The 21,879-nt window shown below is 49.7% G+C and carries 23 protein-coding genes; 14 read left to right on the top strand and 9 right to left on the bottom strand.

What is annotated here, in order from left to right; genetic code table 11:
* Positions 1-40: 40 nt before the first annotated feature.
* Positions 41-1,000, top strand: coding sequence for a YihY/virulence factor BrkB family protein (locus IEV98_RS23280; protein ID WP_188508467.1), 960 nt, complete (start codon positions 41-43; stop codon positions 998-1,000).
* Positions 1,001-1,248: 248 nt separating this feature from the next.
* Positions 1,249-1,764 carry an RNA polymerase sigma factor gene (locus tag IEV98_RS23275; protein ID WP_188508466.1) on the top strand — a complete coding sequence of 172 codons (516 nt, stop codon included), beginning with the start codon at positions 1,249-1,251 and terminating at the stop codon, positions 1,762-1,764.
* A gap of 61 nt (positions 1,765-1,825) precedes the next feature.
* On the opposite strand, the gene IEV98_RS23270 is transcribed toward IEV98_RS23275, so the two are convergent.
* Positions 1,826-2,338 (bottom strand): YciE/YciF ferroxidase family protein, encoded by a 513-nt coding sequence (locus IEV98_RS23270; protein WP_188508465.1) that lies wholly within the window; start codon positions 2,336-2,338, stop codon positions 1,826-1,828.
* Positions 2,339-2,628: 290 nt separating this feature from the next.
* Between IEV98_RS23270 and IEV98_RS23265 the strand changes: the two genes are divergently transcribed.
* The 6 genes from IEV98_RS23265 (at position 2,629) to IEV98_RS23240 (ending at position 7,194) form a co-directional block, all read left to right on the top strand.
* Positions 2,629-3,141 (top strand): RNA polymerase sigma factor, encoded by a 513-nt coding sequence (locus IEV98_RS23265; RefSeq protein ID WP_188508464.1) that lies wholly within the window; start codon positions 2,629-2,631, stop codon positions 3,139-3,141.
* Between the two features lie 174 nt (positions 3,142-3,315).
* Complete coding sequence (locus IEV98_RS23260; protein ID WP_188508463.1) at positions 3,316-4,191, top strand: STAS domain-containing protein; 876 nt, start codon at positions 3,316-3,318, stop codon at positions 4,189-4,191.
* Positions 4,192-4,199: 8 nt separating this feature from the next.
* The gene (locus IEV98_RS23255) at positions 4,200-4,589 is read left to right on the top strand and encodes an STAS domain-containing protein (protein WP_188508462.1); all 390 of its coding nucleotides are present in this window, start codon (positions 4,200-4,202) and stop codon (positions 4,587-4,589) included.
* Complete coding sequence (locus tag IEV98_RS23250; protein ID WP_188508461.1) at positions 4,582-5,004, top strand: anti-sigma regulatory factor; 423 nt, start codon at positions 4,582-4,584, stop codon at positions 5,002-5,004. Before IEV98_RS23255 ends, IEV98_RS23250 begins: the two co-directional genes overlap by 8 nt.
* The gene (locus tag IEV98_RS23245; protein WP_188508460.1) at positions 4,997-6,016 is read left to right on the top strand and encodes a SpoIIE family protein phosphatase; all 1,020 of its coding nucleotides are present in this window, start codon (positions 4,997-4,999) and stop codon (positions 6,014-6,016) included. Before IEV98_RS23250 ends, IEV98_RS23245 begins: the two co-directional genes overlap by 8 nt.
* Positions 6,013-7,194 carry a sensor histidine kinase gene (locus tag IEV98_RS23240; protein ID WP_188508459.1) on the top strand — a complete coding sequence of 394 codons (1,182 nt, stop codon included), beginning with the start codon at positions 6,013-6,015 and terminating at the stop codon, positions 7,192-7,194. The genes IEV98_RS23245 and IEV98_RS23240 overlap by 4 nt, the downstream gene beginning before the upstream one ends.
* 7 nt (positions 7,195-7,201) lie before the next feature.
* Here IEV98_RS23240 and IEV98_RS23235 read toward each other — a convergent pair whose 3' ends face one another.
* Together IEV98_RS23235 and IEV98_RS23230 are read right to left on the bottom strand one after the other, a co-directional pair.
* Positions 7,202-7,552: a response regulator gene (locus tag IEV98_RS23235; protein WP_188508458.1), complete on the bottom strand. Its 351-nt coding sequence runs from the start codon at positions 7,550-7,552 to the stop codon at positions 7,202-7,204.
* 3 nt (positions 7,553-7,555) lie between these two features.
* The gene (locus IEV98_RS23230) at positions 7,556-9,577 is read right to left on the bottom strand and encodes a GAF domain-containing sensor histidine kinase (RefSeq protein ID WP_188508457.1); all 2,022 of its coding nucleotides are present in this window, start codon (positions 9,575-9,577) and stop codon (positions 7,556-7,558) included.
* A gap of 175 nt (positions 9,578-9,752) precedes the next feature.
* Here IEV98_RS23230 and IEV98_RS23225 point away from each other — a divergent pair, with 175 nt between their 5' ends.
* Positions 9,753-10,106, top strand: coding sequence for a response regulator transcription factor (locus IEV98_RS23225; protein WP_188508456.1), 354 nt, complete (start codon positions 9,753-9,755; stop codon positions 10,104-10,106).
* A gap of 148 nt (positions 10,107-10,254) precedes the next feature.
* Positions 10,255-10,620 carry a response regulator gene (locus IEV98_RS23220; RefSeq protein ID WP_188508455.1) on the top strand — a complete coding sequence of 122 codons (366 nt, stop codon included), beginning with the start codon at positions 10,255-10,257 and terminating at the stop codon, positions 10,618-10,620.
* 5 nt (positions 10,621-10,625) lie between these two features.
* On the opposite strand, the gene IEV98_RS23215 is transcribed toward IEV98_RS23220, so the two are convergent.
* Complete coding sequence (locus IEV98_RS23215) at positions 10,626-12,188, bottom strand: FAD-dependent oxidoreductase (protein ID WP_229738935.1); 1,563 nt, start codon at positions 12,186-12,188, stop codon at positions 10,626-10,628.
* A gap of 220 nt (positions 12,189-12,408) precedes the next feature.
* On the opposite strand from IEV98_RS23215, the gene IEV98_RS23210 reads away from it, so the two are divergent.
* Positions 12,409-13,206 carry an SDR family NAD(P)-dependent oxidoreductase gene (locus IEV98_RS23210; protein WP_188508454.1) on the top strand — a complete coding sequence of 266 codons (798 nt, stop codon included), beginning with the start codon at positions 12,409-12,411 and terminating at the stop codon, positions 13,204-13,206.
* 17 nt (positions 13,207-13,223) lie between these two features.
* On the opposite strand, the gene IEV98_RS23205 is transcribed toward IEV98_RS23210, so the two are convergent.
* Entirely contained in the window at positions 13,224-13,703 is a 480-nt protein-coding gene (locus IEV98_RS23205; protein ID WP_188508453.1) for an ankyrin repeat domain-containing protein, read from the bottom strand.
* A 157-nt stretch (positions 13,704-13,860) separates the two neighbouring features.
* Here IEV98_RS23205 and IEV98_RS23200 point away from each other — a divergent pair, with 157 nt between their 5' ends.
* Genes IEV98_RS23200 through IEV98_RS23190 form a run of 3 tightly spaced genes read left to right on the top strand, consistent with a single transcriptional unit; the run spans position 13,861 to position 16,956 of the window.
* Positions 13,861-14,409: a YciE/YciF ferroxidase family protein gene (locus tag IEV98_RS23200; protein ID WP_188508452.1), complete on the top strand. Its 549-nt coding sequence runs from the start codon at positions 13,861-13,863 to the stop codon at positions 14,407-14,409.
* A gap of 43 nt (positions 14,410-14,452) precedes the next feature.
* Positions 14,453-16,639 carry a catalase gene (locus tag IEV98_RS23195; protein WP_188508451.1) on the top strand — a complete coding sequence of 729 codons (2,187 nt, stop codon included), beginning with the start codon at positions 14,453-14,455 and terminating at the stop codon, positions 16,637-16,639.
* A gap of 29 nt (positions 16,640-16,668) precedes the next feature.
* Positions 16,669-16,956, top strand: coding sequence for a hypothetical protein (locus tag IEV98_RS23190; RefSeq protein ID WP_188508450.1), 288 nt, complete (start codon positions 16,669-16,671; stop codon positions 16,954-16,956).
* Here IEV98_RS23190 and IEV98_RS23185 read toward each other — a convergent pair.
* The 4 genes from IEV98_RS23185 to IEV98_RS23170 are packed head-to-tail and all read right to left on the bottom strand — an operon-like array spanning position 16,924 to position 21,659.
* A complete protein-coding gene (locus IEV98_RS23185) occupies positions 16,924-17,424 on the bottom strand; it encodes a hypothetical protein (RefSeq protein ID WP_188508449.1) in 501 nt (166 codons plus the stop codon). The genes IEV98_RS23190 and IEV98_RS23185 overlap by 33 nt on opposite strands.
* Before the next feature lie 29 nt (positions 17,425-17,453).
* Positions 17,454-18,593, bottom strand: coding sequence for a zinc-dependent alcohol dehydrogenase (locus tag IEV98_RS23180; RefSeq protein ID WP_188508448.1), 1,140 nt, complete (start codon positions 18,591-18,593; stop codon positions 17,454-17,456).
* A gap of 46 nt (positions 18,594-18,639) precedes the next feature.
* Positions 18,640-19,401, bottom strand: coding sequence for an SDR family oxidoreductase (locus tag IEV98_RS23175; RefSeq protein ID WP_188508447.1), 762 nt, complete (start codon positions 19,399-19,401; stop codon positions 18,640-18,642).
* Between the two features lie 41 nt (positions 19,402-19,442).
* A complete protein-coding gene (locus IEV98_RS23170) occupies positions 19,443-21,659 on the bottom strand; it encodes a glycoside hydrolase family protein (RefSeq protein WP_188508446.1) in 2,217 nt (738 codons plus the stop codon).
* Between the last annotated feature and the right edge of the window lie 220 nt (positions 21,660-21,879).

Here is a 21,879-nt window from a genome sequence, read left to right as displayed (position 1 = left end):
CAAAAAATGCCAACAAACCACGCAGCTAACTGTTGGAACAATGATGGAAAACACTAAAAACATAAAATCAAAAGGCTTTTTTTCCCGTTGGTTTACCATCCTGAAAAATACATTCACCATTTTTATGGATGTACGCGGGCTTAAATTCAGCGCGTCGTTAGCGTATTATACGGTCTTCTCTCTGGCACCATTGCTTGTGCTTACCATCTCGTTAGCGGCACTGTTCTTCGGCCAGGAGGCGGCCGAAGGAAAAGTATTTGAAGAAATTAACGGATTGGTGGGCAATAGCGCCGCTGCACAGATCCAAACAATGCTCAAGAATGTCCGACTTCAGGAAGACAACACGCTCGCGCTCCTGATCGGTATTGGCACGCTGCTGATCGGTGCTACCACCGTCTTTGGCGACATGCAGCATTCCATCAACAGGATATGGGAAATCAAACCAAAGCCAAAGCGCGGATGGGTAAAGTTGATCACAGACCGCCTGCTTTCCTCGTCGCTTATCTTATCGCTGGGATTCCTATTGATTGTATCGTTAATCATCAATGGCCTGTTAATGATCTTTATGGACTTGGTAAAAAGAATGCTATCAGACCTCGCCGTCTATTTATCCGTTGCGCTCGATGCGGTTATCAACTTTGCGGTCATCAGCGCACTATTCGGCGTCATTTTTAAATTTCTTCCCGATGTACGCATCCGTTGGAAAGATGTCCGTGCAGGTGCGTTTTTCACGGCGATATTGTTCATGTTGGGCCGGTTTGTCATCGGCTTTTATATTCAAACCACCGGCCAGGAGTCGACATATGGCGCAGCAGGTTCCATTATCATTCTATTGCTATGGATTTACTATACAGCAGCAATTCTCTACATGGGGGCTTCATTTACCCGGGCGTACGCGGAATTCAAGGGGTCGCGGATCGCCCCTGCAGAGTTTGCCGTACATGTCGAAGAGCGCGAAACCGAAAAGGAATTGAAATATATCCCACCTGCCAAAAAGTAATAAATCAGTTACAAATAGCAGGTTAGCGCATAATAATCGCCTATAAGCGTTGTTATTATACGATTGATAATGGAGGATAGGATTTAATTTTAAAATAATTCAAACAAAAAAGACGCCCCTTTGTTAGCACCTCAACGAAACAGGTACCCTAATTATTAAACGATCCAGATATAAAACAACAGTCCGTCATTAAATCGAAGAGACAGTAACGTCACTATGGAGCATGTAAACGATTAATTCTGTGGATTATGAATAAGATCGAGTTTAATACCCGGGTTGTAAAAGAAGTCAATTCATTAAACGGTTATGCGTTTTATTTTACACGCGATGAAGAGAACGCCAATGATCTGGTACAAGACACCGTATTAAAAGCATTTTCCTACCACAACAAATTCAAAGAGGGTACAAATCTTCAGGCCTGGCTTTATACGATATTAAAGAATACGTTTATCAACTACTACAGGAGAAAAGCCAAGACCAATTCCATTATTGTTAAATCCGACACCATTTCTTCTTCGGATTTATTTAAGAGTTCGTTGCGCAACGCCGCTGAAGGCAAATTTGTGATGGACGACATCGAGCGCGCATTGACTAAACTGCCCGAAGAGTATTATTCACCGTTTACCATGTATTACGAAGGATACAAGTATCATGAAATTGCCGACCATTTCCACATTCCGATCGGAACGGTCAAAACCCGGATTCATGTGGCCCGCCAGCAATTGAAGAAAAAATTGAAGACCTATTCGAATATAGCAAATTAGTGATTTCCACCGCCTGTTTAAACAAATAGAAGAAGCCCGGCCTAGGCCGGGCTTCTTCTATTTAGGCTGAAACGTTCGCCTCAGTCAACGCAATTTCCGTCAACTTCACATCGGTGTCCTTCTCCTCATTCAATGTGGCGCCAAGTGTCTCCTTTGCTTCGTTATGCCCCATGAGTTCAGCGTAGGTAACCAAGCAGCCATAGGACGCAATTTCATAATGCTCGACTTTTTGGGCTGCCGCAATCAATGCAGCATCCAATGCCGGGTCGCCCTCAAAACTTTCCATGATTTCGTCCGCTTCGCTCAGCAGTCCTTCCATCGCTTTGCATTTCTTACCACGCGCTGCCATTCCCATCGACTCAAACACGGTTGCGAGCCGATTGATGTGCTCTTCCGTCTCGGAATGGTGCATTTCAAACGCCGATTTCAGGGTGTCGCTTTTGGCAGCGGTCGCCATCTTTTTTAACCCTTTGAGTAATTGCCGTTCCGCACCGAGAATGTCTTTCAGCTCATCCAGAAACAGTTCATGAAGATGGGCATTAGGCATTTCGCCATTCTGATTTTTCCTTGCCATTAGTTCCTCCTTTATATATATTTAATTACTTGTTCAAAAGTCAACATTGACCCATAAGGTTTTGTTTGAAGAATTCCATAATACCCCGCACCCCGCTTACGTGCAATGATGCGGTAACCACATCGTGCCTGGTATGATCGTGCCTATTACACTTTTTTAAAATAATTAAAACAATTTTCCACCTCTTTTGTCGTCCTTACACCAGATATGCTTAGCTAATGCACATCGCATTTAAGAATAAAAATTATGTAACTTTAAAACGTTATTGCGCCATCACTTAATCGTTATTTATGAACAGAGTTGAATTTAGTAACAAGGTTGTACAAGAAGTAGCTTCTTTGAACAATTATGCATTCCATTTCACGCGGGATAATGAAAATGCCTATGATTTAGTCCAAGATACCATGGTCAAGGCCTTTTCTTACTACAACAAGTTCAGGGCGGGCACCAATTTACAGGCATGGCTTTATACGATATTAAAGAATACGTTCATCAACTATTATCGGAAGCAGGTCAAAACAAACGCCCTCATCATCAAGACCGATTCGATTTCGTCAGCCGACCTGTATCAGAGTTCATTCCGGAACGGTGCCGAAGGTAAATTTGTGATGAATGACATCGAGCATGCACTCTCCAAACTTTCCGCCGAATATTACGAGCCGTTCACCATGTATTACGAGGGTTACAAATACCATGAGATTGCCCATCATTTTCAGATTCCGATTGGCACGGTGAAGACCCGAATCCACGTTGCGCGACAACAACTGAAGAAAAAACTCAAAACATATGCGAAGGGCAGCTAATGCTCCCCGTTAGTACAGGAGCGGCATTTCTTATGGACATGTCGCTCTTCTTGTTTGGTCATGCTTTGTAATCGCGCTCACAGAAACTGATGTGATCAATTAGGGCCGATCTGTACGATTTGGATTCACGAAAAGTCGCTGAGCTGAGTTAGGGCCAGCTATTTCTTAAAGAATATGGCAACCGAAATTATCAAACTTTTAAAGGACAAACAGGCTATCATCCTCGAACGCTGGATGGAAAACCAATTAACACCTGCGCGCGTGCGCGAAGACTTAATCAGCAGCGACGATCTGCGTGCAGATTCTGTAGCGCTTATCACCGCTTTGGTAAGCAATCTGAAGGAAAAAAGTCTCAACGACACAGATTCTGCAGATTTCAACCCCATCACCGAATTGCTGGGCAGCATCTCTTTTTCTCGCGCAAAACAGGGATTTAGCCCACGTGAAACCGGATTATTCATCGTTGGTCTCAAAGAGGTGCTTATTGCTGTTATTCAAGAAGAAGTAAAAGATCCTCGGCAGCTTGTTGACCTGAGCTTAAAAATCCACCGGCTCATGGACAACCTTTTGATTATTACCTTTGAAACCTATATCAAAGGGCGTGAGGAAGTCATCCTAGCACAAACTGATGAAATTGCAGAGATCTCTATCCCCGTGATACGCGTGTGGGACGGTATATTGGCACTACCCATTATCGGCACGTTAGACAGTGCCCGAACGCAGGTCATTATGGAAGCCTTATTGACTGAAATCGTGGAATCAAGCAGTGACATCGCAATCCTGGATATATCCGGCGTCCCTACCGTCGATTCGATGGTAGCGCAGCACCTGTTGAAAACCGTCAGTGCCACGCGACTGTTGGGCGCAACGTGCATCATCAGCGGTATACGGCCGGAGATCGCACAGACCATTGTTCACCTTGGGATTGATCTTTCCTCGATCGTTACCAAATCTACCATGGCAAGCGCCCTACAACATGCGTTCCAGTTGCTTCGGCTCGAAGTCTACAAGCGTACCCCTGCCAACGCATCCCATGTTAAACCCGAATAACAACTGGTATGGAGCGAATCCCAATATTGAGAATGGGGCAGTTTTTGCTTGTAACCATTCAAATAGATTTATACGATAGGCTAGCGCTTGATCTCGCGGCTGATCTGGTAAAAACGGCAAGCAAAACCGGCGCCCGTGGAATTTTAATTGATATTTCTGCCGTGGATATCGTCGATTCGTTCATGGGTCGTATTTTAAGTAATATCGGTGCGATGGCCAAACTGATAGCTGCCGAAACTGTTGTGGTCGGTATGCAACCCGCGGTGGCCATCACCCTGGTGGAGCTTGGATTACCGTTGAACGGTATTCATACGGCCTTGAATGTGGAAAAAGGCATGGCGTTGTTGAGGTCAAAGATAGCGGGGATAGCTGGTGAAACCGACCCCAACAATGATTAAAACGGCGATTCTACTGGCTACGGAACACATGTCCATATTGCGTGAGGAGGATGTGGTGCCCTTTCGCTACCGGGTAAAGGAATGCGCAGCCGGCATCAAAATGGGTTTAGTCAATCAAACCTATTTAATTACGGCTGCAAGCGAATTGGCCCGTAATATGTTAAAGTACGCCGATGGTGGCATCGTACTCATCGAAACGATCGAACGGGACGGGGAAACAGGTATACGACTGATGTTTAAAGATCAAGGACCGGGAATTGAAGATGTGGGCCTCGCGTTAAAAGACGGCTTTTCTACCGGCGGTAGTCTGGGTGTAGGGTTGCCGGGTGCCAAACGACTGGTTAATGAATTTGAGATTGCCAGCGAACCGGGCAAGGGTACGAGCGTAACGATTATCAGATGGGCAAATGGTTGACGCGACACATAAAAGTTTCGACGCTTCGGATAGGAGTCATCATGCAATCCTAAAAAGGGAAATGCAGCGGCTCGCCATTGCCGCTCAATTTACGGAAAAGCGCCGTGCAGAGCTCGACATCGTGGTGGCCGAAATCACCTCTAATTTCTACAAACATGCCAAAGGCGGCGAAGTGCTGGCCGGCTGCTTCCGGGAAGAAGGGCTGGTCTACATCGAGTTAATCGGCGTTGATCAAGGACCCGGCATGACAGACCTCAACCGGATGATGGCCGATGGTTATTCCACAAAAAACACATTGGGACACGGACTGGGAAGCATCAAAAGGCTTGCCGACACGTTTGATATCTTTTCGTTGAAAGACTGGGGCACCGTACTGCTCGTGCGGATTTTTCGCGACGGCAAGCCGGCAGCAGGTACACCGCGGCGGCACACCCAGATCAGACCGGTTGTTGTAGCAAAACCCAAAGAAATGCACAGTGGAGACGGCTACTATGCAACCTGTTCAGATCGCTATACCAAAATTATCCTCGCCGATGGGCTGGGACACGGTATCGAGGCCAATATTGCTACAAATGAGGCGATCAATGCGTTTAAGGAATGTCCTCACCTGTCGCCGGTTGAGATCATTCGTTTCATCCATCCGCAGGTTCGGAAAACCCGCGGGCTCGTAGCCACCATGGTAGTCATTGATGATCACCTGAAACAGCTTCATATCGCTGGTGTCGGCAATATCTCGGCAAGATTAGTCGGTGCTACCCATTCAAGAAGTCCGATTTCCTACAACGGTATTATCGGGCACAACATCCCTGGTACCATGCGCGATCAAGTATTCGACTTTGACGCCTACCAACAACTCATGCTCTGCTCCGATGGAATACGGTCCCGTTGGGACCTCAACCAAATCGCTGCGCTTATGCGCCACGACCTAAGTATACAAGCGGCGGCAGTCTATAAGGAATTTGGTAGGCGCACCGATGATATGGCAGTATTAATAGCAAGGTTCATTCCATGAAGGAGCTCGCCACGATCACCCTCGAAAATGAGATGGACCTCACCTTAGCATACAAGCGTTCCATCCGTACCGCTGAATTGCTGGGGCTTACCAAATCCACGCAGACTGCGTTCGCCACTGCGGTTTCCGAGGTGTGCCGGGAAGTGATCGACAAAGCGTTTGATGGCCTCCTGCATTTAGGGACAACGAAGATTGATAACCGTTATTTTATCACCGCATCGATTACCGCCCGGGTAGAAGACGATTTTCCCCGCAACGCTACGGGTATCGAATATGCACAAAAGCTGGTGCCCGTCTTGGACATCCTACTTGGTGAAAGCGGTCTGGAGATCGTTTTGAAACTGGGCATCCCTCATTCCGCACGCGTAGATCAGTCTAAAATAGCAGCCGTGAATAAGCAAATGGACGAAGAGGGGCCTATCAGTGCATATGAGGAAGTCAAAATCAGAAATGCGGCACTGTTTCGCCAAAGCCAACAACAAGAATTGGCATTGATGAATGCAACCTACTTAGACCAGCAAAAAAATGAATTCCTTTCCGTTGCAAGCCACGAGCTCAATACGCCGCTAACGATATTACGCGCTTACGCACAAATCGCCTTACGAGAAAGCAAGGACGGGCCGCTCACTAAATACTTATCGAAAATCGAACTTCAGTCTATCAAACTGGGACAGCTCATTGGCCAGCTTTTAGATATTTCTAAGATTGAAAACGGAAAACTAACTTATGAAAAAGAGGTCACTTCGGCGTCGGCTTTCCTTGGGGGATGCATGGAGGCCGGACACTTGCTCTTCCCTACACATGAGTTGATCCTCGATGTCGATTGTGCGTGCAACCTGCTGATCGATCCCATCCGCCTGGAGCAAGTGATCAACAACCTGCTTTCCAATGCAGTGAAATATTCCGAATCCGGGCCTGTGAGAATAACAGCCAGAGCAGACCAACGATTTCTGACGATCTCCGTCATCGACGAAGGGATGGGTATGTCTGAAGACACCCAATCACATATTTTCGATAAGTTTTTCCGGGCCACTCAGATCACCAAATCACATAGTGGTTTGGGCATGGGGCTCTATATCGCTGCACGTATCATCAGCGACCACGGCGGCACCATCCAAGTCGAAAGCGTGTTGGGCGGTGGCACCACGATGTCTGTCGTGTTGCCTGTGGTTAACTGAAATAGGATTACATGGCAGCTTCCGTCACAACCGCCATCAGTTCATGGATTGAAAATGGCTTTTCGAGTACTGCATCTGTCCCGGCGGATGCGGCGAGGGCTTTGATATCCGGATCGGCAGACACCATCACTACGGGAATATTTTTTGTCTGCGCATTGGATTTTAGGATGCGGCACAGCTCCAGCCCATCGATTCCGGGCAGCTGCTTATCCAGCACGTATACGTGCGGATACTTGCTTTCGTCCAGCAGCTCTTCCGCGCTGTTAAAAACACGAAGGGCAAAATCCGGCTTACTAAACACCAACTGGGCAATATCCTGCAGGCTTTCATCGTCTTCAACAAAAAAAATAGTCTTCATAGGCTATTCGCTTATCCTATATATCGGCAATTCAAAATAAAATGTAGAACCTTCATCTTGGACACTTTCCACGCCCATACGTCCCTGATGTTTTTCAATGATTTCACGACAAATATACAACCCGAGTCCGATACCCGAAACCGCCTCGGTGGATGCTTCCTTAACACGGTAGAACCGATCGAATATTTTTTCCTGCGCCGCTTTCGGTATACCCATACCAAAATCCACTATACTCACGCGGACATAATCGTCTCGGCTTTCCGTCCGCACCAAGATATCCCCTCCCTTTGGAGCGTATTTGATTGCATTGGACAGCAAGTTATCCACCACTTGCCCCAATCGCTCTGTATCGGCAAACACTAATGGAAGCTGCTGTTCGACAAACGCGATATGGTGTTTCGAGGTGGTCAATTGTCCCTGAAGCACATGTTCGCCGAGCAATGCATTAAGGTCAACGGGTTCAAGCTGCAGCGTCAGCTGCCCGCCCGATATCCGGCTCGTATTCAAGAGCGAATAAATGAGCTTAACCAAGCGGATTACCTGTGCGTTCATCTTTGTAACGAGCTGTACGATTATCGGTGCCGTAGATTTGTCCATCAATCCGGCCAAAATCTCGCCATAGGCTTTGATGCTGGTAATGGGTGTTTTTAGCTCGTGGCTGGCAATACCGATAAATTCGTCCTTTTGCCGCTCCAGCTCTTTCTGCCGGCTGATGTCTATGGAGACGATGGTAGCAGCTTCTACTTTTCCCCTTTTGTCAAAAATGGGCGAAATATGGTTGTTCACCCACACCATTCCACCGTCTTTCCGCACCAATCGCTTTTCGATCTCATACGCCGTGCCTGCAGACACCAGCGCCGTAAAAGCTAATCGGTTGCGTTCTTGGTCTTCGGCATAAATGAGGTCGTTAACGTTCAGTTTTAGCAGTTCGCTGCCGCTATATCCCAGCATGCTGCTAAACTGGTCGTTGGTGAACATAATATTTCCACTAAGACAAACTTTCAGGATGCCGGCTATACTTTGGTTTACGATGGATCGGTAATTTTCCTCGGACTCGCGCAAGGCTTCGCCCGCCTTGGCTTGCTCCACAGCAATCCACGTGCGCTCGGCAGTCTCCTTTACCAACTCTATTTCTCCCGCATCCCACTTTCTAGGCGCACAACACGCTACACCCAACCCACCCCGAGGCTTGCCTTCTTTTACTACCGGAATGACGATAAGCGATATTGCTTGAAATTGGATGCAGGCTTGCCTCGACACCTCATCCAATGCCGGTTCGGTGTGTGCATCGTAAACAACAAATGGCTGTCCGGCATTTATCGCATTCGTTACTATCGTGAAATTACTGAACGGGGCATTGGATGACAACGGCAGATTACTGCGTACTGTGTTACTCCGGATAATCGCGTTTCCATTTTCGATTTCACAATAATAACACCGGTCGGCCGCCAACTGATCCATAGCCAGTTGGGTTACCGCTTCCTGAATTTGTACCGCGTCAGACAACGAACGTAGTGTATCACTTAAGCGAAGCAGGTATGCCTGTAGTTCTTCCCGTCGTTTGCGTTCGGCGATGTCTTTGAATAATATAGCAACCTGCGCGTCCTTGGGGTCGCCGATACGAAAGGCGTAGACATCATAAAAACGGCCCAATGCTTCGGCCCGGTGTTCAAAGCGAAGCGATTCGCCCGTCAGCGCAATGCGACCGTATGTATCAAACCAGTGCTGCTCGTGCTCGGGGGCAATTTCACGCATCGTTCTTCCGAGCGGGTCTTTGATACCTGTTTGCTCTTCAAAGACACTATTGACCTTCAGGAACCGGTAATCCATCGGATGGTCGTCGTTGTCAAACAGAACTTCGATTACACAAAACGCATCTCCAAGTGAATTAAACAACTCATTATACCGCACTTCCATCCGGTAGAGTTGCCGGTGCTGGTATTTGATCGTTTCTTCGGCACGCCGCAGATCCAATAAACTGGATTCGAGACTCGCCGCTAGAACGGAGTCGTCATTATTTTCCATCTAGGTAACCATGTTTCATACAAACTTACATATATACCCGAAAATTCACAGAAATATCCGTCAAAACATGCCAACAAAAAAACATGCTCCTTTGTTATCCAAAGAAACAGGAATAGCTGTGCAGGGATAAACAGCGAACGGGCCGTGGTACGAGGCGGCCCCAAACCCATGTACTATGAAAAAACAAGTAGTCGTCGTTGAAGACAATCGCAGTATCAGGGAGTTGATCGAATATATCTTAGAAGATCACAAAATTGAAGTCATCTCGTTTGGTACCGCCAGCAACTTCCGTACTTCCATGAACGAGGTCGCTCCCGATCTGTATCTATTGGATGTCATGCTTCCCGATGGCAACGGGATCGACCTGTGCAAAGAGCTGCGGGCTGAGCGAGCCACCCGCGAAACCCCCATTATCGTGATGTCGGCGCATTCCGATCAGCTTCCTACCGGATGTGATGCGCAAGATTTTATCGCCAAGCCATTTGACATCGACAACTTTGTTACGCGAATAGAGCAACAAATCAACTGACAGCCAAGCTGATCAGCGCATACAGCGGTCTCTTGCAAAATCCCCCATCTTTCCATGTAAAAAAAACATATTTTCTCTTGCTACGCAAATAAGCTGCATAAGTATTATATTTGTGGGTGATCATGTCAGTAAAACTACATGAATAGCCATGATGAAAAAGAAAATCCTTTATGCGGAAGACGATGGCGATATGCTGGATATCGTTTCGGAATTTATGCAATTTGAAGATTATGAGGTAATAACCGACAACGGCAAAACCATTCAAAAAAAACTGGAGCAGCACGAAATTGGCCTGATCCTGTTGGACGAAAACCTAAGCTGGGGCTGGGGGAGCGATCTATGCCGAGCATTAAGAGGCAATAAAGAAACGGCCGACATCCCTGTCGTGCTCATTTCAGCGTTGAAAGACGTCGATGAAATAGCCGAAGAATGTGGAGCGAATGCCTACATCCGCAAGCCGTTCGACATCTATGACGTTATCGACGTGGTCAATCTCCACTATCGGTCGCAATAAATGGGTTAACCAAGCGAAATGGCTTCCAGGTCCTTTCGCGGGGGCCCGGTAAGCACTTTTCCGGCGATATCATAACGGCCGCCGTGGCATGGGCAATCCCAGCTTTTTTCTGCGTTGTTCCAGGCAACGATGCAGCCTGCATGGGTGCATACCGGGCTTAATGCGCTTATCTTCCCTTCAGACGATTTATATAAGGCAACCTTCTGGTCTTCATAACTGACCACCGCCCCGGTCTCCGGGGCCAGTTCCACTAATGCTTCAAGCCTGTCCACGTTTAACCGGTCCGCCACGAACCGGTACACCACATCGGCATTCTCCTTAATGAAATTCGTGAAGCCCGCAATCGGCTTGATGCGTAGCGGCGAAAACAGCTTCTCGTAAGGACTCTCGTTTCCAAGGATAAGATCGGTGAGCAGCAAGGCTGAAAAACTACCGAACAGGATGCCGTTTCCGCTAAATCCGGTGGCCACATACGTGTGCTCTTCGCTGCCCGGCAGCTCCCCGATATAGGGCAATCCATCTGCCGGCTCGAAATATTGCGCAGACCAGCGGTAATCAATGGATGCCACGTCGAAGTGTTTGTGCAGATAAGCCTCCAACTCCCGGAATGCCGCATCGGGATCCCCATGGCCGGTTTTATGATCGGCACCGCCAAAAATCAGGTAGCGTTTACCATCCAACTGGTGTGTCCGGAAGTAATGGTAGGGTTCCTGCATGTCATAGGCGAGGTTGTTTGGGTACAAATCGGTGGCGAGCTGCGCGCCCAGTACGTAGCTCCGATAGGGCGCACACCGGAAATGGAGTACATTTACACCGGGCGGGATGTGGGTGGCGTACACCAGCTGATGCCCCCGGATGGTTCCCCCCGCCGTCTCCACTTCATGGACACCCTGCTGCCGCTTACTGTCCGATACGGGAGTATGTTGCAGGATGATGCCCCCCGCTGCCGTAAATGCCTGAGCCAACCCCAGTAAGTAATTCAGCGGATGGATCTGCGCCTGCATGCGGTAGTTGATAGCCATGCGGAAATCCAGGGGCACCGGTATCGCCTCGGCAGGCAAAACCTCCACGCCCGCACGTTGAGAAGCCGCAAATATCTTTTGCAGTTCTGCTTCTTCCTGCTCGGTTTGAGCAAATAAAATCCCATCCTTATATTCAAAATCGCACCCTATCTGATAGGCCGATACATTGCGGGCAATGATATCCCGACCTGCACGTGCCGCATCTGCCACCAACTTAGCACCCGAAGCGCCAAAATCGCTTTCAATGGTATGGTACGGAGTATCTAGCATGGTATTGATATGCGCCGTTGTTCCTCCGGTGGTACCGAACCCGATTTGATACGCCTCCACGACGATACACCGCTTTCCGGCCTCCTGCAGGCGAAGTGCTGTGGTCAAGCCGGTTATTCCCCCACCCACTACGATAACATCCCATACCTGGTCTGCAATTTCACGCTCATCGTTGGCGGTTAAGATGGTGGCGGCGCGGTGCTCTTGCCATAGGCTCGGCAGCACGCCGTCTCTTGAGGGGTGGGACTTACTGTCGATCATCGGATTGGATTTCATGGTCAAATTTTACTGTGCTAACAGCGGTAACACTTTATTTGTTTAATAATTTTTATAGCTCCGGCGTATGGCAGCTACCTGCTTCACGGTTCGCCTTGTCGTCATAATAGGAGTCGGTGTTTAGAAAAGTGGATCGTGGTAACATTTGCTGACGTATATCCGGCGTCGCGCTACGTGGTGTGTTATTTGCAAGACAAGGTTAGGTTAATGAAAGGTCCATATGATAAATACAAAAAAATTTGCACTGGTAACAGGAGGCACCAGCGGGATCGGGTTGGAATTGGCCAAGCTGCTCGGCGCAGATGGCTATAACCTGGTCATTATCGCGCGTGATAAACAAGAACTCGATCAGGTCAGCAGTGAGCTTACCACGCAATACCCAATCGAAGTGCTCACGATCCAAAAAGACTTATCGGACAACGAGACGCCCCGTGAAGTTTTTGAAGCCCTTAAAGCTAAAGGCATTACCATCGACATCTTGATCAACAACGCTGGCCAAGGTGTTTACGGCGAATTCACGGATACCGACCTGGAGCGGGAACTGGCCATCATTCGGCTAAACATCAACGCCTGCATCATGCTGACCAAGTTTTTCCTAAAAGACATGATCGCATTTAATACGGGCAGAATCCTTAATGTATCATCAATCGCCGGAAAAGTACCGGGGCCCTATCAGGCCGTGTACCACGGTACGAAGGCCTTTGTCCATTTCTTCAGTGAGGCCGTCCGTAATGAGCTTAGGAAAACCAACGTCACGATTACCTCCTTGTTACCCGGTGCAACAGACACCGATTTTTTCAACAAAGCGGATATGGAGGCTGCAAAAATTGTTCAGGAAGGCGATCTAGCCAACCCAGCAGATGTGGCAAAGGATGGGTATGATGCCATGATGGCGGGCAAGGACATGGTCGTTTCCGGATTCAAAAATAAAGTGCAGATTGCGATGAGCAATGTGACGCCCGATAGCAAAGCGACCGATAATATGCGAAAGCAGCAAGAACCGGTTAATAAATCGTAAAAGCCGCCACAGAGAAATCAGGGATACGACCCAATCAATTCCGCGGCCAACGTATTGCCTTGCTGCGCGGCCAGGTCGGCTGCAGAAAAGCCTCGCACATCGCATACTGTATAATCTGCGCCGCTTTCCAACAGCAGTTTGACCATATCGTTTCGCCCGAACAATACGGCAAACATCAGCGCGGTGCCGCCATTGCCATGCTGCATATCCAGGTCGGCATGGTGCGCTATCAGCAAAGCTGCCAAATCTGCATAACCTTTAAACGATACACCCATCAGCGCGGTATTGCCACCATGGTCTTTGGCATTAACGTTTGCGCCTGCGGATAAAAGAAATTTTGCAGCGTCATAATGACGGTGATAACAAGCAAGGATCAGTGGTGTGTAACCCTCTTTCGTTTGCGTGTCGACGTCTGCACCTTGCTTCATTAGTTCTTCAATCACTTCGGTAAGGCCTTGCCGGGCTGCCGAAATCAGGTATTCATTCAAATTTTCCATAAACCCCAAGTTGCTAACGAAACAACCAACGATAGGCTACAAAAGTTTGGCGAAGCCGCGTAAATAAAGACCAAAAAAACCGTCAAAACAAATGACTTTACGCATTGTTGTCCAATTATCACGCAGTATAGTCCGATTACCCAGCAAAAAACAACGCATGAAACAGCAAACAAAGGCTCAAGCAGGGGCCAAAGCAACATCACCCAATCCAGCGGAACCTGAACTTTATACCTTCTTTCGGGATACGGTTCGCGACCTGTACTGGGCAGAAAACCACCTGGTGAAAACGTTACCCAAAATGATTGCGTCGGCTTCATCCGAGGTGCTGAAAAAAGCCCTAGCCAAGCATCTTTCAGAAACCGAAGGACACGTAAACCGTTTGGAAAAAATTTTCGAGGAACTCGGTGAAAAGGCGATTGCCAAAAAATGTGATGCCATGGAAGGGCTGGCCAAAGAAGGTGAGTCGGTCATCGAAACTACACCCAAGGGAACGCGCGCCAGAGACACTGGTATTATCTTCGCCGCCCAAAAGGTAGAACACTACGAGATTGCGAGCTACACCGGAGCACATCTCCTGGCAAGCACTTTAGGGTTCAATAACGTAGCTACCCTATTGCAGAAAACCCAAACGGAAGAACAGCGTACCGATAAGCTGCTTTCGGAAATGGCGACCAGTATACTTATGGGAAAATCGAAAAAGGCTTGAGCCGGATTCATAGCTTAGCGAAACCCAGTAACAGACAAAAAAAATGGCAAAGAAAACGAAAACAAGACAGGCGAAACAACCCGAGAATGCAAAGACCAAGGAGATGGACATGAACCGCGAGTTCGCCGAAGGCGAATTTATGGCTACCAACCACGGCGTGCGGATAAACAATGATCAGGATTCGCTGAAAGCAGGAGCACGTGGCGCATCACTGCTGGAAGATTTTATACTGCGGGAAAAAATTACGCACTTTGACCACGAGCGCATCCCCGAGCGGGTAGTCCATGCCCGGGGATCCGGCGCACACGGTGTTTTCAAGGTGTACGAATCACTTTCGAATTTAACCAAAGCAGATTTCCTCCAACATCCGGAATTGGAAACCCCTGTATTCGTCCGCTTTTCTACCGTTGCGGGTTCGCGGGGCTCTACCGACCTGGCGAGGGACGTGCGGGGCTTTGCCGTCAAATTTTACACCCGCGAAGGCAATTTCGATCTGGTAGGCAACAACATGCCAATTTTCTTCATCCAGGATGCGCTGAAATTCCCGGACCTGGTGCATGCCGTGAAACCTGAGCCAGATAATGAAATACCCCAGGCTGCTTCCGCACATGACACCTTCTGGGATTTCATCTCATTAATGCCCGAGTCTACCCACATGGTCATGTGGTTGATGAGTGACCGGGCGATACCGCGCAGCTACCGGATGATGGAGGGGTTTGGCGTACACACCTTTCGCTTTGTAAATGCACAGGGTGAATCGAATTTTGTAAAATTCCATTGGAAGCCGCTTCTGGGCGTACACGCCGTGGCGTGGGACGAAGCGCAGAACATATCGGGCAAAGACCCCGATTTCCATCGCCGTGACCTGTGGGATGCTATCGAACGCGGCGCATTTCCGGAATGGGAGCTGGGGATACAAGTGGTACCCGAGGCAGACGAGCACCGGTTTGACTTTGATTTGCTTGATCCCACGAAGATCATCCCCGAAGAGCTTGTGCCGGTGCAACGGGTAGGCAAACTGACGCTCAACCGCAATCCAGACAATTTCTTTGCTGAGACCGAACAGGCCGCATTTCATATCGGCCATGTGGTGCCGGGTATCGATTTTACCAATGACCCGCTTTTGCAGGGAAGGCTGTTCTCGTATACCGACACCCAGCTGATCCGTCTGGGTGGGCCGAATTTTCAGGAAATCCCCATCAATCGCCCCATCGCCCAGGTACACAACAACCAGCGGGATGGATATATGCGGCAGACTATCAACAAGGGCAAGTCCAGCTACGATCCCAACAGTTTGGGGGGTGGCTACCCGGCACAGGCACCTGCTGCAGACGGTGGCTTTACCTCCTATCCGGAGCGGATAGATGCGCACAAAATACGGGCAAGGAGCAAGAGCTTTTTCGACCATTTCAGCCAAGCGCGATTATTTTACTACAGCCAGTCTGAACCGGAGAAAAATCACTTGATTGATGCATTCAGTTTTGAATTGGGAAAAGTAAAAACGGTAGCAGTACGTCAGCGGATGATTGGCATCCTATCGCTGGTCGACCGATCACTGGCTGCTGCGGTGGCTCATGCGTTACGGCTTCCGGTGCCGGACGCACCGGAGCAACCGGTAAACCATAGTTTTCCGGCAGACGCTGATCCAGCCGAATACCAGCCTATCCAAGTAGAAGCTACGCTGACCAGATCAGAAGCGTTGAGCATGGCAGGCACACGCAAAGATACCATCGCCACCCGGAAAATTGCCGTGCTGGCCGCAGATGGAGTAGATGACGTCGCTTTGAACGCGGTAAGAGCAGCATTGGAAAGCGCGGGTGCCATCGTGGAAATCATTGCGCCCAGGCAGGGATTTTTGATCTCCGCAAACGATGTAAGAATCGCCGTGGACCATAGCCTATTAACAGCAGCTTCCGTCTTATACGATGCGGTATATGTGCCGGGAGGGACTAACAGTGCAGCGACCATCGAAGGCGAGCCGGATGCAATTCACTTCCTGAATGAGGCCTTCAAACATTGCAAGGCGATCGCGGTTGATGCAGGGGCGCGGCAAGTGCTTGATGCAACCTATTTTGCCTACAAGCTCCCCGCGGACAATGCGCCCCAAACCGTTGAGCGGGAGGGGATCATCTTGGAATCGACCAGTGCCGAGCTGGTTAAGCAATTCAAGAAGGCGATAGCCAGCCATCGCTTTTGGGACCGCGAAAAACCACGAAAGGTGCCCGCATAATCAGCAAATCCAAACAAGCCAGCAACATTATGAAAACGCTTGATAGGTACCAACTTGAATCGATGGGATTTAGTCCGCCGGAAGGCCCATGCTTCTCCAATGGCCGGATGTACCGGTTTTTCATCCTCTACGCCAAGCCATGGCTTGGCGTAGAGGAATATTTACCCACCGATGCCAGCCAAGCGGGCGACAGCGAAGTTTATGCTATCAACTACGGCACCCGCCGCATGCAATTGATCCAATCTATCGAAGACTTGCAATACTTCTTAAAGGACTCGTTGTACTCACGCCCTCCCTTTGGCCTTTCTCGCGAGTAACAGGGCGACAGTACCCGCCGCCAATACCGTACCGACCGCGAGCCGCATCAGCACGCCTTTGCGATTATGCTTCCAGGCAGCCTTCCAGCCTTTTTCGGCGAAAATGTTGGGGATATGGCCGCGACGGAGGTCATCAAAGAAGCCTTCCACGACATTCACGCGATCCGCTAAAAGCAGCGGCAACCAATGGCCAAACCTCGACTCACTGTATTTAAATGCCTGCCGGCGTATGACACCGCTTAATCCCGACGGCGGAATTGATGTACCAAACACAGCAGACACCCTGGGCCGCTCGTTGGAATGCAGCACTTCCACAGTTTCTGGCTGCTGCGGAGGACGCTTCCAATTGAACCGTTGATGATCATCGCCCGAATAAAGCTTCATGGGATAAGTAGGGTCATTTTCCGGGTCGGCATCCACTCCCCACCCCTTGATGCGCGAATAATTTTCTGATCGATTATTTTTCATGATGGTTCCTCCTATTAATTTCCTGCCGTTTACGGAATGAGTACGGTCTTAATACAATTATCAAGCTTGGACGAAAAAATGTGGTACGCATCGGCGGCCTCTGCGAGCGGCATGCGATGGGTAATCAGTGCCTTGGGGTCGATATAGCCGTCTTCAACGTGCTTAATCAACCGCGGAAGCAAACGCTTTACTGAGGCTTGATTTGCACGCATGGTGATCCCCTTATTCACTACATTACCAATAGGTACGAGGTTGCCCGTAGGGCCGTATACGCCTACTACAGACACGATACCACCTTTCTTGACCGAATTTATGGCCCAATGAAGCGCGATCGCCGAACCTGCCTGTAACATCAGCTTCTTACCGGTAATGGTGTGCAGGGCGCTTCCGGCCGCATCGGCTCCAACAGCATCGATGCACACATCAGCACCCAACCAGCCGGTTTCCTTTTTCAGGAACAATACCGGATCTTCCAATGAGCGGAAGTTATAGGCCTCGCATGGTGCATAGTGGCGCGCAAATTCCAGTCGGTATTCGATATGGTCGATAACGATGACACGCCCCGCGCCAAACAGCCATGCGCACCGGGCGGCCATGATGCCCACCGGCCCTGCGCCAAAGACCACCACGGTATCCCCGATCCGAATGCCGCCCATCTCCGCTGCCTGGTAGCCGGTGGGCGCCACGTCCGTAAGCATTACCGCGTCGTCGGGATCCATGTCCTCCGGGATAACCGTAGGCCCGACATCAGCATATGGCACACGTACATACTCCGCCTGCCCGCCATCATAGCCACCTGCCGTATGCGAATAACCGAATATCCCACCTACAGCAGTCGCCTCCGGATTGGATTCGTGGCAATTGCCATACAGCTCCTGCTTACAGAATGCACAGGTGCCACAAGCGATATTAAATGGTACAATTACGTGATCGCCCTTCTTTAGGTTTTGCACGGAAGGCCCCGTCTCCTCAACAATGCCGATAAATTCATGGCCAAACGTCGTTCCAACGCGTGTGTCTGGTACCATTCCGTGATACAGATGCAAATCCGAGCCGCAGATACAGGAGCGCGTTACACGCACGATGGCATCATTGGGATGCAGGATTTCGGGGTAAGGCTTATGATCCACCCGTACACGGCGCGGACCTCGGTAATTCATTGCTAACATAACGATCTATTTTAATCATCCACTACTAATCAACTGTTGTTACGGTTTATATCGGCTGCCTATGAGGCTTGATCCGCATTTCCACCACGTCGCATCGCGGCGGCGTTGACAGGCAGTAGTATATCGCTACCGCAATGTCTTCCGCCTTCATCATCTCTAGCTTCTCTTCTTTTTCGGCTTGCCCTTCACGGGGTTGCATGTCTGTTCCAACGGCCCCAGGTTCGATCAACGTTACCTTGATGCCCAGCTCGTTGACTTCTTTGCGGAGCGACTCCGAAAATCCCTGAATGCCGGATTTGGTGGCGACGTAGACCGAGCTGTCTTTTTCCCGCACATCGGCACTCATCGAGCCGATGTTGACGATATGCCCGCTGCCGCGCGTACGCATCCGATCGATCGCCTGCCGGCTGCATGCGAGGTACGACAACAGATTCGCGCGGAGGATGTATTCCCAATCGTTGTATTCACCCTCGGCGATACCGTTAAAGCCAAGTCCGGTGTTATTGACCAATATATCTAGTTGACCGAACTCCTCATCTACGCGCTGGAACAGCGCATCGATATCCTGCGGATTTACCAAATCACCCAACGCGCCCATTAACCGGCCTCCGGCTTGGTGACCCTCAAAACTGTCGAGTGCGTCATCCATTTCCGGTTGATGCCTCCCGATGATCATGACGTGGTTCTCACGGGCCAACAGATGCGCTGTTGCCCGCCCGATGCCAGTGGTTCCACCTGTAATCAGTATCCGCCTATCCTTCACTGGTTGGATAAGTTTCTCTTCGTATATTGCTTTGACTGCTTCCATCTTTCTATTTTTATCGTTCAACCACTGATCATCCGATTGCCTTAACTCCAATTAAGCACCACGTGCTGGTCGCCCGTTACCTCGAAGCACTGCCGTTCGCCGTCAACGGATTGCGGATCGATGGCACCCTGCCGCTCTCCGGAAACCGTAACCTCCAATGGCCCACCGCTGCCCGTCTTCATGACATACAGCTTGCAGGCCAGCTGCCCGTCGCCCAACACCTTGAAGCGCGCTTCTTGACTTCCCACTAGCAGTTCGGAAATGGGGTAGTCAATAAAAAGCAAATAGGTGGCATCCGCGATGTGGATAAAGTGCCGAGGAACAACGGCAAAGGGAAACCCGGCGCCATATACTTCCTGCCCCACCGTCCCCGATTTTTCCCATTCGGGATAGATGTCTTCCAGTGGAATCCATAGTTTTCGATCTACTTCTCCGGTTTTCACCTCGTCGGCGAGCATATGTCGCGGCAACACCGTCGGATAGTAATAGACCATCCGATGCAGCGCATAGCGCACAAATTCGGCGAGCAGCAATGCGTAGGAGCGCCGGATTGGCGTTTCGTCTGCTTGTTCCAGAAATTCATAAATAGCCGAAAAAACTTCCACTTCTTCGTAAACGGCGGTATATGGTGCATCGTTCAGCGGGAATACCGCAAAGAAAAGCGGAAAATGCAGCCCATGTCCGTACCGGGCATCCCACAGTGCAAGGTTCCTGAAAACGTTGGCCAAGAAGAGGTAGCCCAAATCAAGGTACAGTTCGTCTTGGGTTGCTTTCCACAGTCGTAGCATGGCCCCTGCTGCAAAGGCGGTATTATTGGCCTGATAAAACAATTTAAATCCATCCGAAGCCACAGATTTCGCGGCCTTCTTAGCTTCATCCAGGTATTTATCCGCGTTGGTAAGCTCCCACGCCTGCATCATTACCAGCGCGTAAATACCGGCCACGTCCCTTTCGCCGCCCTCTCCTGGTTTGGTTTCGGCCTTTACCGTCTCCAGGGTATCCATTTTATAGAAAACCGGCCATTTGTAATTGAAATGATGCGCTACTTTAACCGTGTAATCCAGCGACTTAAGAAAGAGGTCTTTTGCCATTTCATTGCCATGGAGTGCCATCCGGGACAGGTTGAGCAAAGGGTGATGGAGGTACCACGAATCCATGATCAGTGGTTTCTTTTGCTCCTCCTCGCCGTCCAGTTGCTGCTCGGCAGCAGGCAACCAACGCTGCACGGTACCGATATCTTCATCGTAGAACGCGGTGAGCCCGGCTTCAAGTTCCGCGATCAGGGGGATCGCTTGCCCGGTCCATTCCTCGTATTCTTTCAGCGGCAGCACTACCGCCAATTGCACCATGATTTCGGGCGGCGTTTTATAGTCACACACGTAGGCGTTGAGGTAGCTGTGGCCCCGGTGGTGTGTCCAACATCCTTTGTGGTTAGCCAATTCGGGCAGCGCCTTTGCTGCGATATCCGGATAATCGTGATAGCGCACGGCAGGTTTGGGCAATTGCAGGTAGATATACGCCAGCATATCCATAAACTGCTTAGCCGTCTCAAACTGGTCAGCCGGCGCATCATCGGCAAACGTCACGAAAGCATCGGTCAGCGTATATTCATTACCCCGGAGTATGGGCTTCTTCTCTGCTACCGGCAGTGCAAAGCCAAATTCCGGCCACCCGCCGTTTACCGTATTGGCTACGGAAGTTTCCGTAGCCGCACAGTAGTCGCTCAATGCCGTCAGGTTCTGAAAATACAGCATTGCTCCAGTCTCCGGCTTTGTCCTGCTGACATACACCAGCCCGCTGCGGAGCCCCTCTTGCGCTACGTGCACGTCCACATCGCCGTCTGCCAGTATACCGTCATCCTTGAGTGCCACAATATCCTTCGGCCAGAATGGGATTTGTACATCTTCAGCCGGTGTAAAATGTGTGGTATAATGCAGCCCGCTAAGTTGTTCGTATTCGTCTAGCCATATAGCCACCCGGTAGGTGCCGAGCGACGAATTGAGCTTATATTTCAGTGTTTCTTTCGAATTGTCGCTATCGGTAACCTCAAAATCCGAGGCTGGTGTATAGGCCGCCCGAAAGGCTAGCTTCACGCCTCCCATCCGGCTCACGCAGATGACCAACGAGTCTGCTGTGAGGATTACCTGTACGTTCTTCGAAGAAATCTGCTTTTCTGAGCAGGTCGATGCGCGCTGGCTTGTCAATTCGTTGGCCAAGTGGATAGCCCAGGGCGATATGCTGCTTTGTGGTTTTCCCATATGTTGCGGTTTGCAGTTCAGTTATAGTCACACCTATAGCCGTTACACAAATCAATCCAATCGCGATGCGCTGGCTGCCGGCCACTTTTGTTGGATTTGTTGTACAAATGCGACATACCGGTGTTGCGAAAACCGTATAAATCGTCCTGTTAATTAAACGGAGCGTCCGCCGTTAACGAATTCCAAAACAAACTGCCTTGCCATCGGTTACCACAAAAAA

The sequence above is a fragment of the Parapedobacter pyrenivorans genome (genome assembly GCF_014636865.1).
In the GTDB taxonomy this organism is placed as follows: Bacteria; Bacteroidota; Bacteroidia; order Sphingobacteriales; family Sphingobacteriaceae; genus Parapedobacter; species Parapedobacter pyrenivorans.
Note: the sequence above shows the minus strand (reverse complement) of the source record. Positions and strands in the feature narration are given on the sequence as shown.

Coding starts and splice junctions, on each gene's coding strand:
- IEV98_RS23265 (WP_188508464.1), top strand. CDS start 2,629: ATGAACAGAGTTGAATTTAGTAACAAGGTTGTACAAGAAGTAGCTTCT.
- IEV98_RS23235 (WP_188508458.1), bottom strand. CDS start 7,552: ATGAAGACTATTTTTTTTGTTGAAGACGATGAAAGCCTGCAGGATATT.
- IEV98_RS23225 (WP_188508456.1), top strand. CDS start 9,753: ATGAAAAAACAAGTAGTCGTCGTTGAAGACAATCGCAGTATCAGGGAG.
- IEV98_RS23275 (WP_188508466.1), top strand. CDS start 1,249: ATGAATAAGATCGAGTTTAATACCCGGGTTGTAAAAGAAGTCAATTCA.
- IEV98_RS23240 (WP_188508459.1), top strand. CDS start 6,013: ATGAAGGAGCTCGCCACGATCACCCTCGAAAATGAGATGGACCTCACC.
- IEV98_RS23220 (WP_188508455.1), top strand. CDS start 10,255: ATGATGAAAAAGAAAATCCTTTATGCGGAAGACGATGGCGATATGCTG.
- IEV98_RS23180 (WP_188508448.1), bottom strand. CDS start 18,593: ATGTTAGCAATGAATTACCGAGGTCCGCGCCGTGTACGGGTGGATCAT.
- IEV98_RS23255 (WP_188508462.1), top strand. CDS start 4,200: ATGGAGCGAATCCCAATATTGAGAATGGGGCAGTTTTTGCTTGTAACC.
- IEV98_RS23215 (WP_229738935.1), bottom strand. CDS start 12,188: ATGAAATCCAATCCGATGATCGACAGTAAGTCCCACCCCTCAAGAGAC.
- IEV98_RS23250 (WP_188508461.1), top strand. CDS start 4,582: ATGATTAAAACGGCGATTCTACTGGCTACGGAACACATGTCCATATTG.
- IEV98_RS23170 (WP_188508446.1), bottom strand. CDS start 21,659: ATGGGAAAACCACAAAGCAGCATATCGCCCTGGGCTATCCACTTGGCC.
- IEV98_RS23190 (WP_188508450.1), top strand. CDS start 16,669: ATGAAAACGCTTGATAGGTACCAACTTGAATCGATGGGATTTAGTCCG.
- IEV98_RS23245 (WP_188508460.1), top strand. CDS start 4,997: ATGGTTGACGCGACACATAAAAGTTTCGACGCTTCGGATAGGAGTCAT.
- IEV98_RS23230 (WP_188508457.1), bottom strand. CDS start 9,577: ATGGAAAATAATGACGACTCCGTTCTAGCGGCGAGTCTCGAATCCAGT.
- IEV98_RS23195 (WP_188508451.1), top strand. CDS start 14,453: ATGGCAAAGAAAACGAAAACAAGACAGGCGAAACAACCCGAGAATGCA.
- IEV98_RS23280 (WP_188508467.1), top strand. CDS start 41: ATGATGGAAAACACTAAAAACATAAAATCAAAAGGCTTTTTTTCCCGT.
- IEV98_RS23260 (WP_188508463.1), top strand. CDS start 3,316: ATGGCAACCGAAATTATCAAACTTTTAAAGGACAAACAGGCTATCATC.
- IEV98_RS23200 (WP_188508452.1), top strand. CDS start 13,861: ATGAAACAGCAAACAAAGGCTCAAGCAGGGGCCAAAGCAACATCACCC.
- IEV98_RS23205 (WP_188508453.1), bottom strand. CDS start 13,703: ATGGAAAATTTGAATGAATACCTGATTTCGGCAGCCCGGCAAGGCCTT.
- IEV98_RS23270 (WP_188508465.1), bottom strand. CDS start 2,338: ATGGCAAGGAAAAATCAGAATGGCGAAATGCCTAATGCCCATCTTCAT.
- IEV98_RS23185 (WP_188508449.1), bottom strand. CDS start 17,424: ATGAAAAATAATCGATCAGAAAATTATTCGCGCATCAAGGGGTGGGGA.
- IEV98_RS23175 (WP_188508447.1), bottom strand. CDS start 19,401: ATGGAAGCAGTCAAAGCAATATACGAAGAGAAACTTATCCAACCAGTG.
- IEV98_RS23210 (WP_188508454.1), top strand. CDS start 12,409: ATGATAAATACAAAAAAATTTGCACTGGTAACAGGAGGCACCAGCGGG.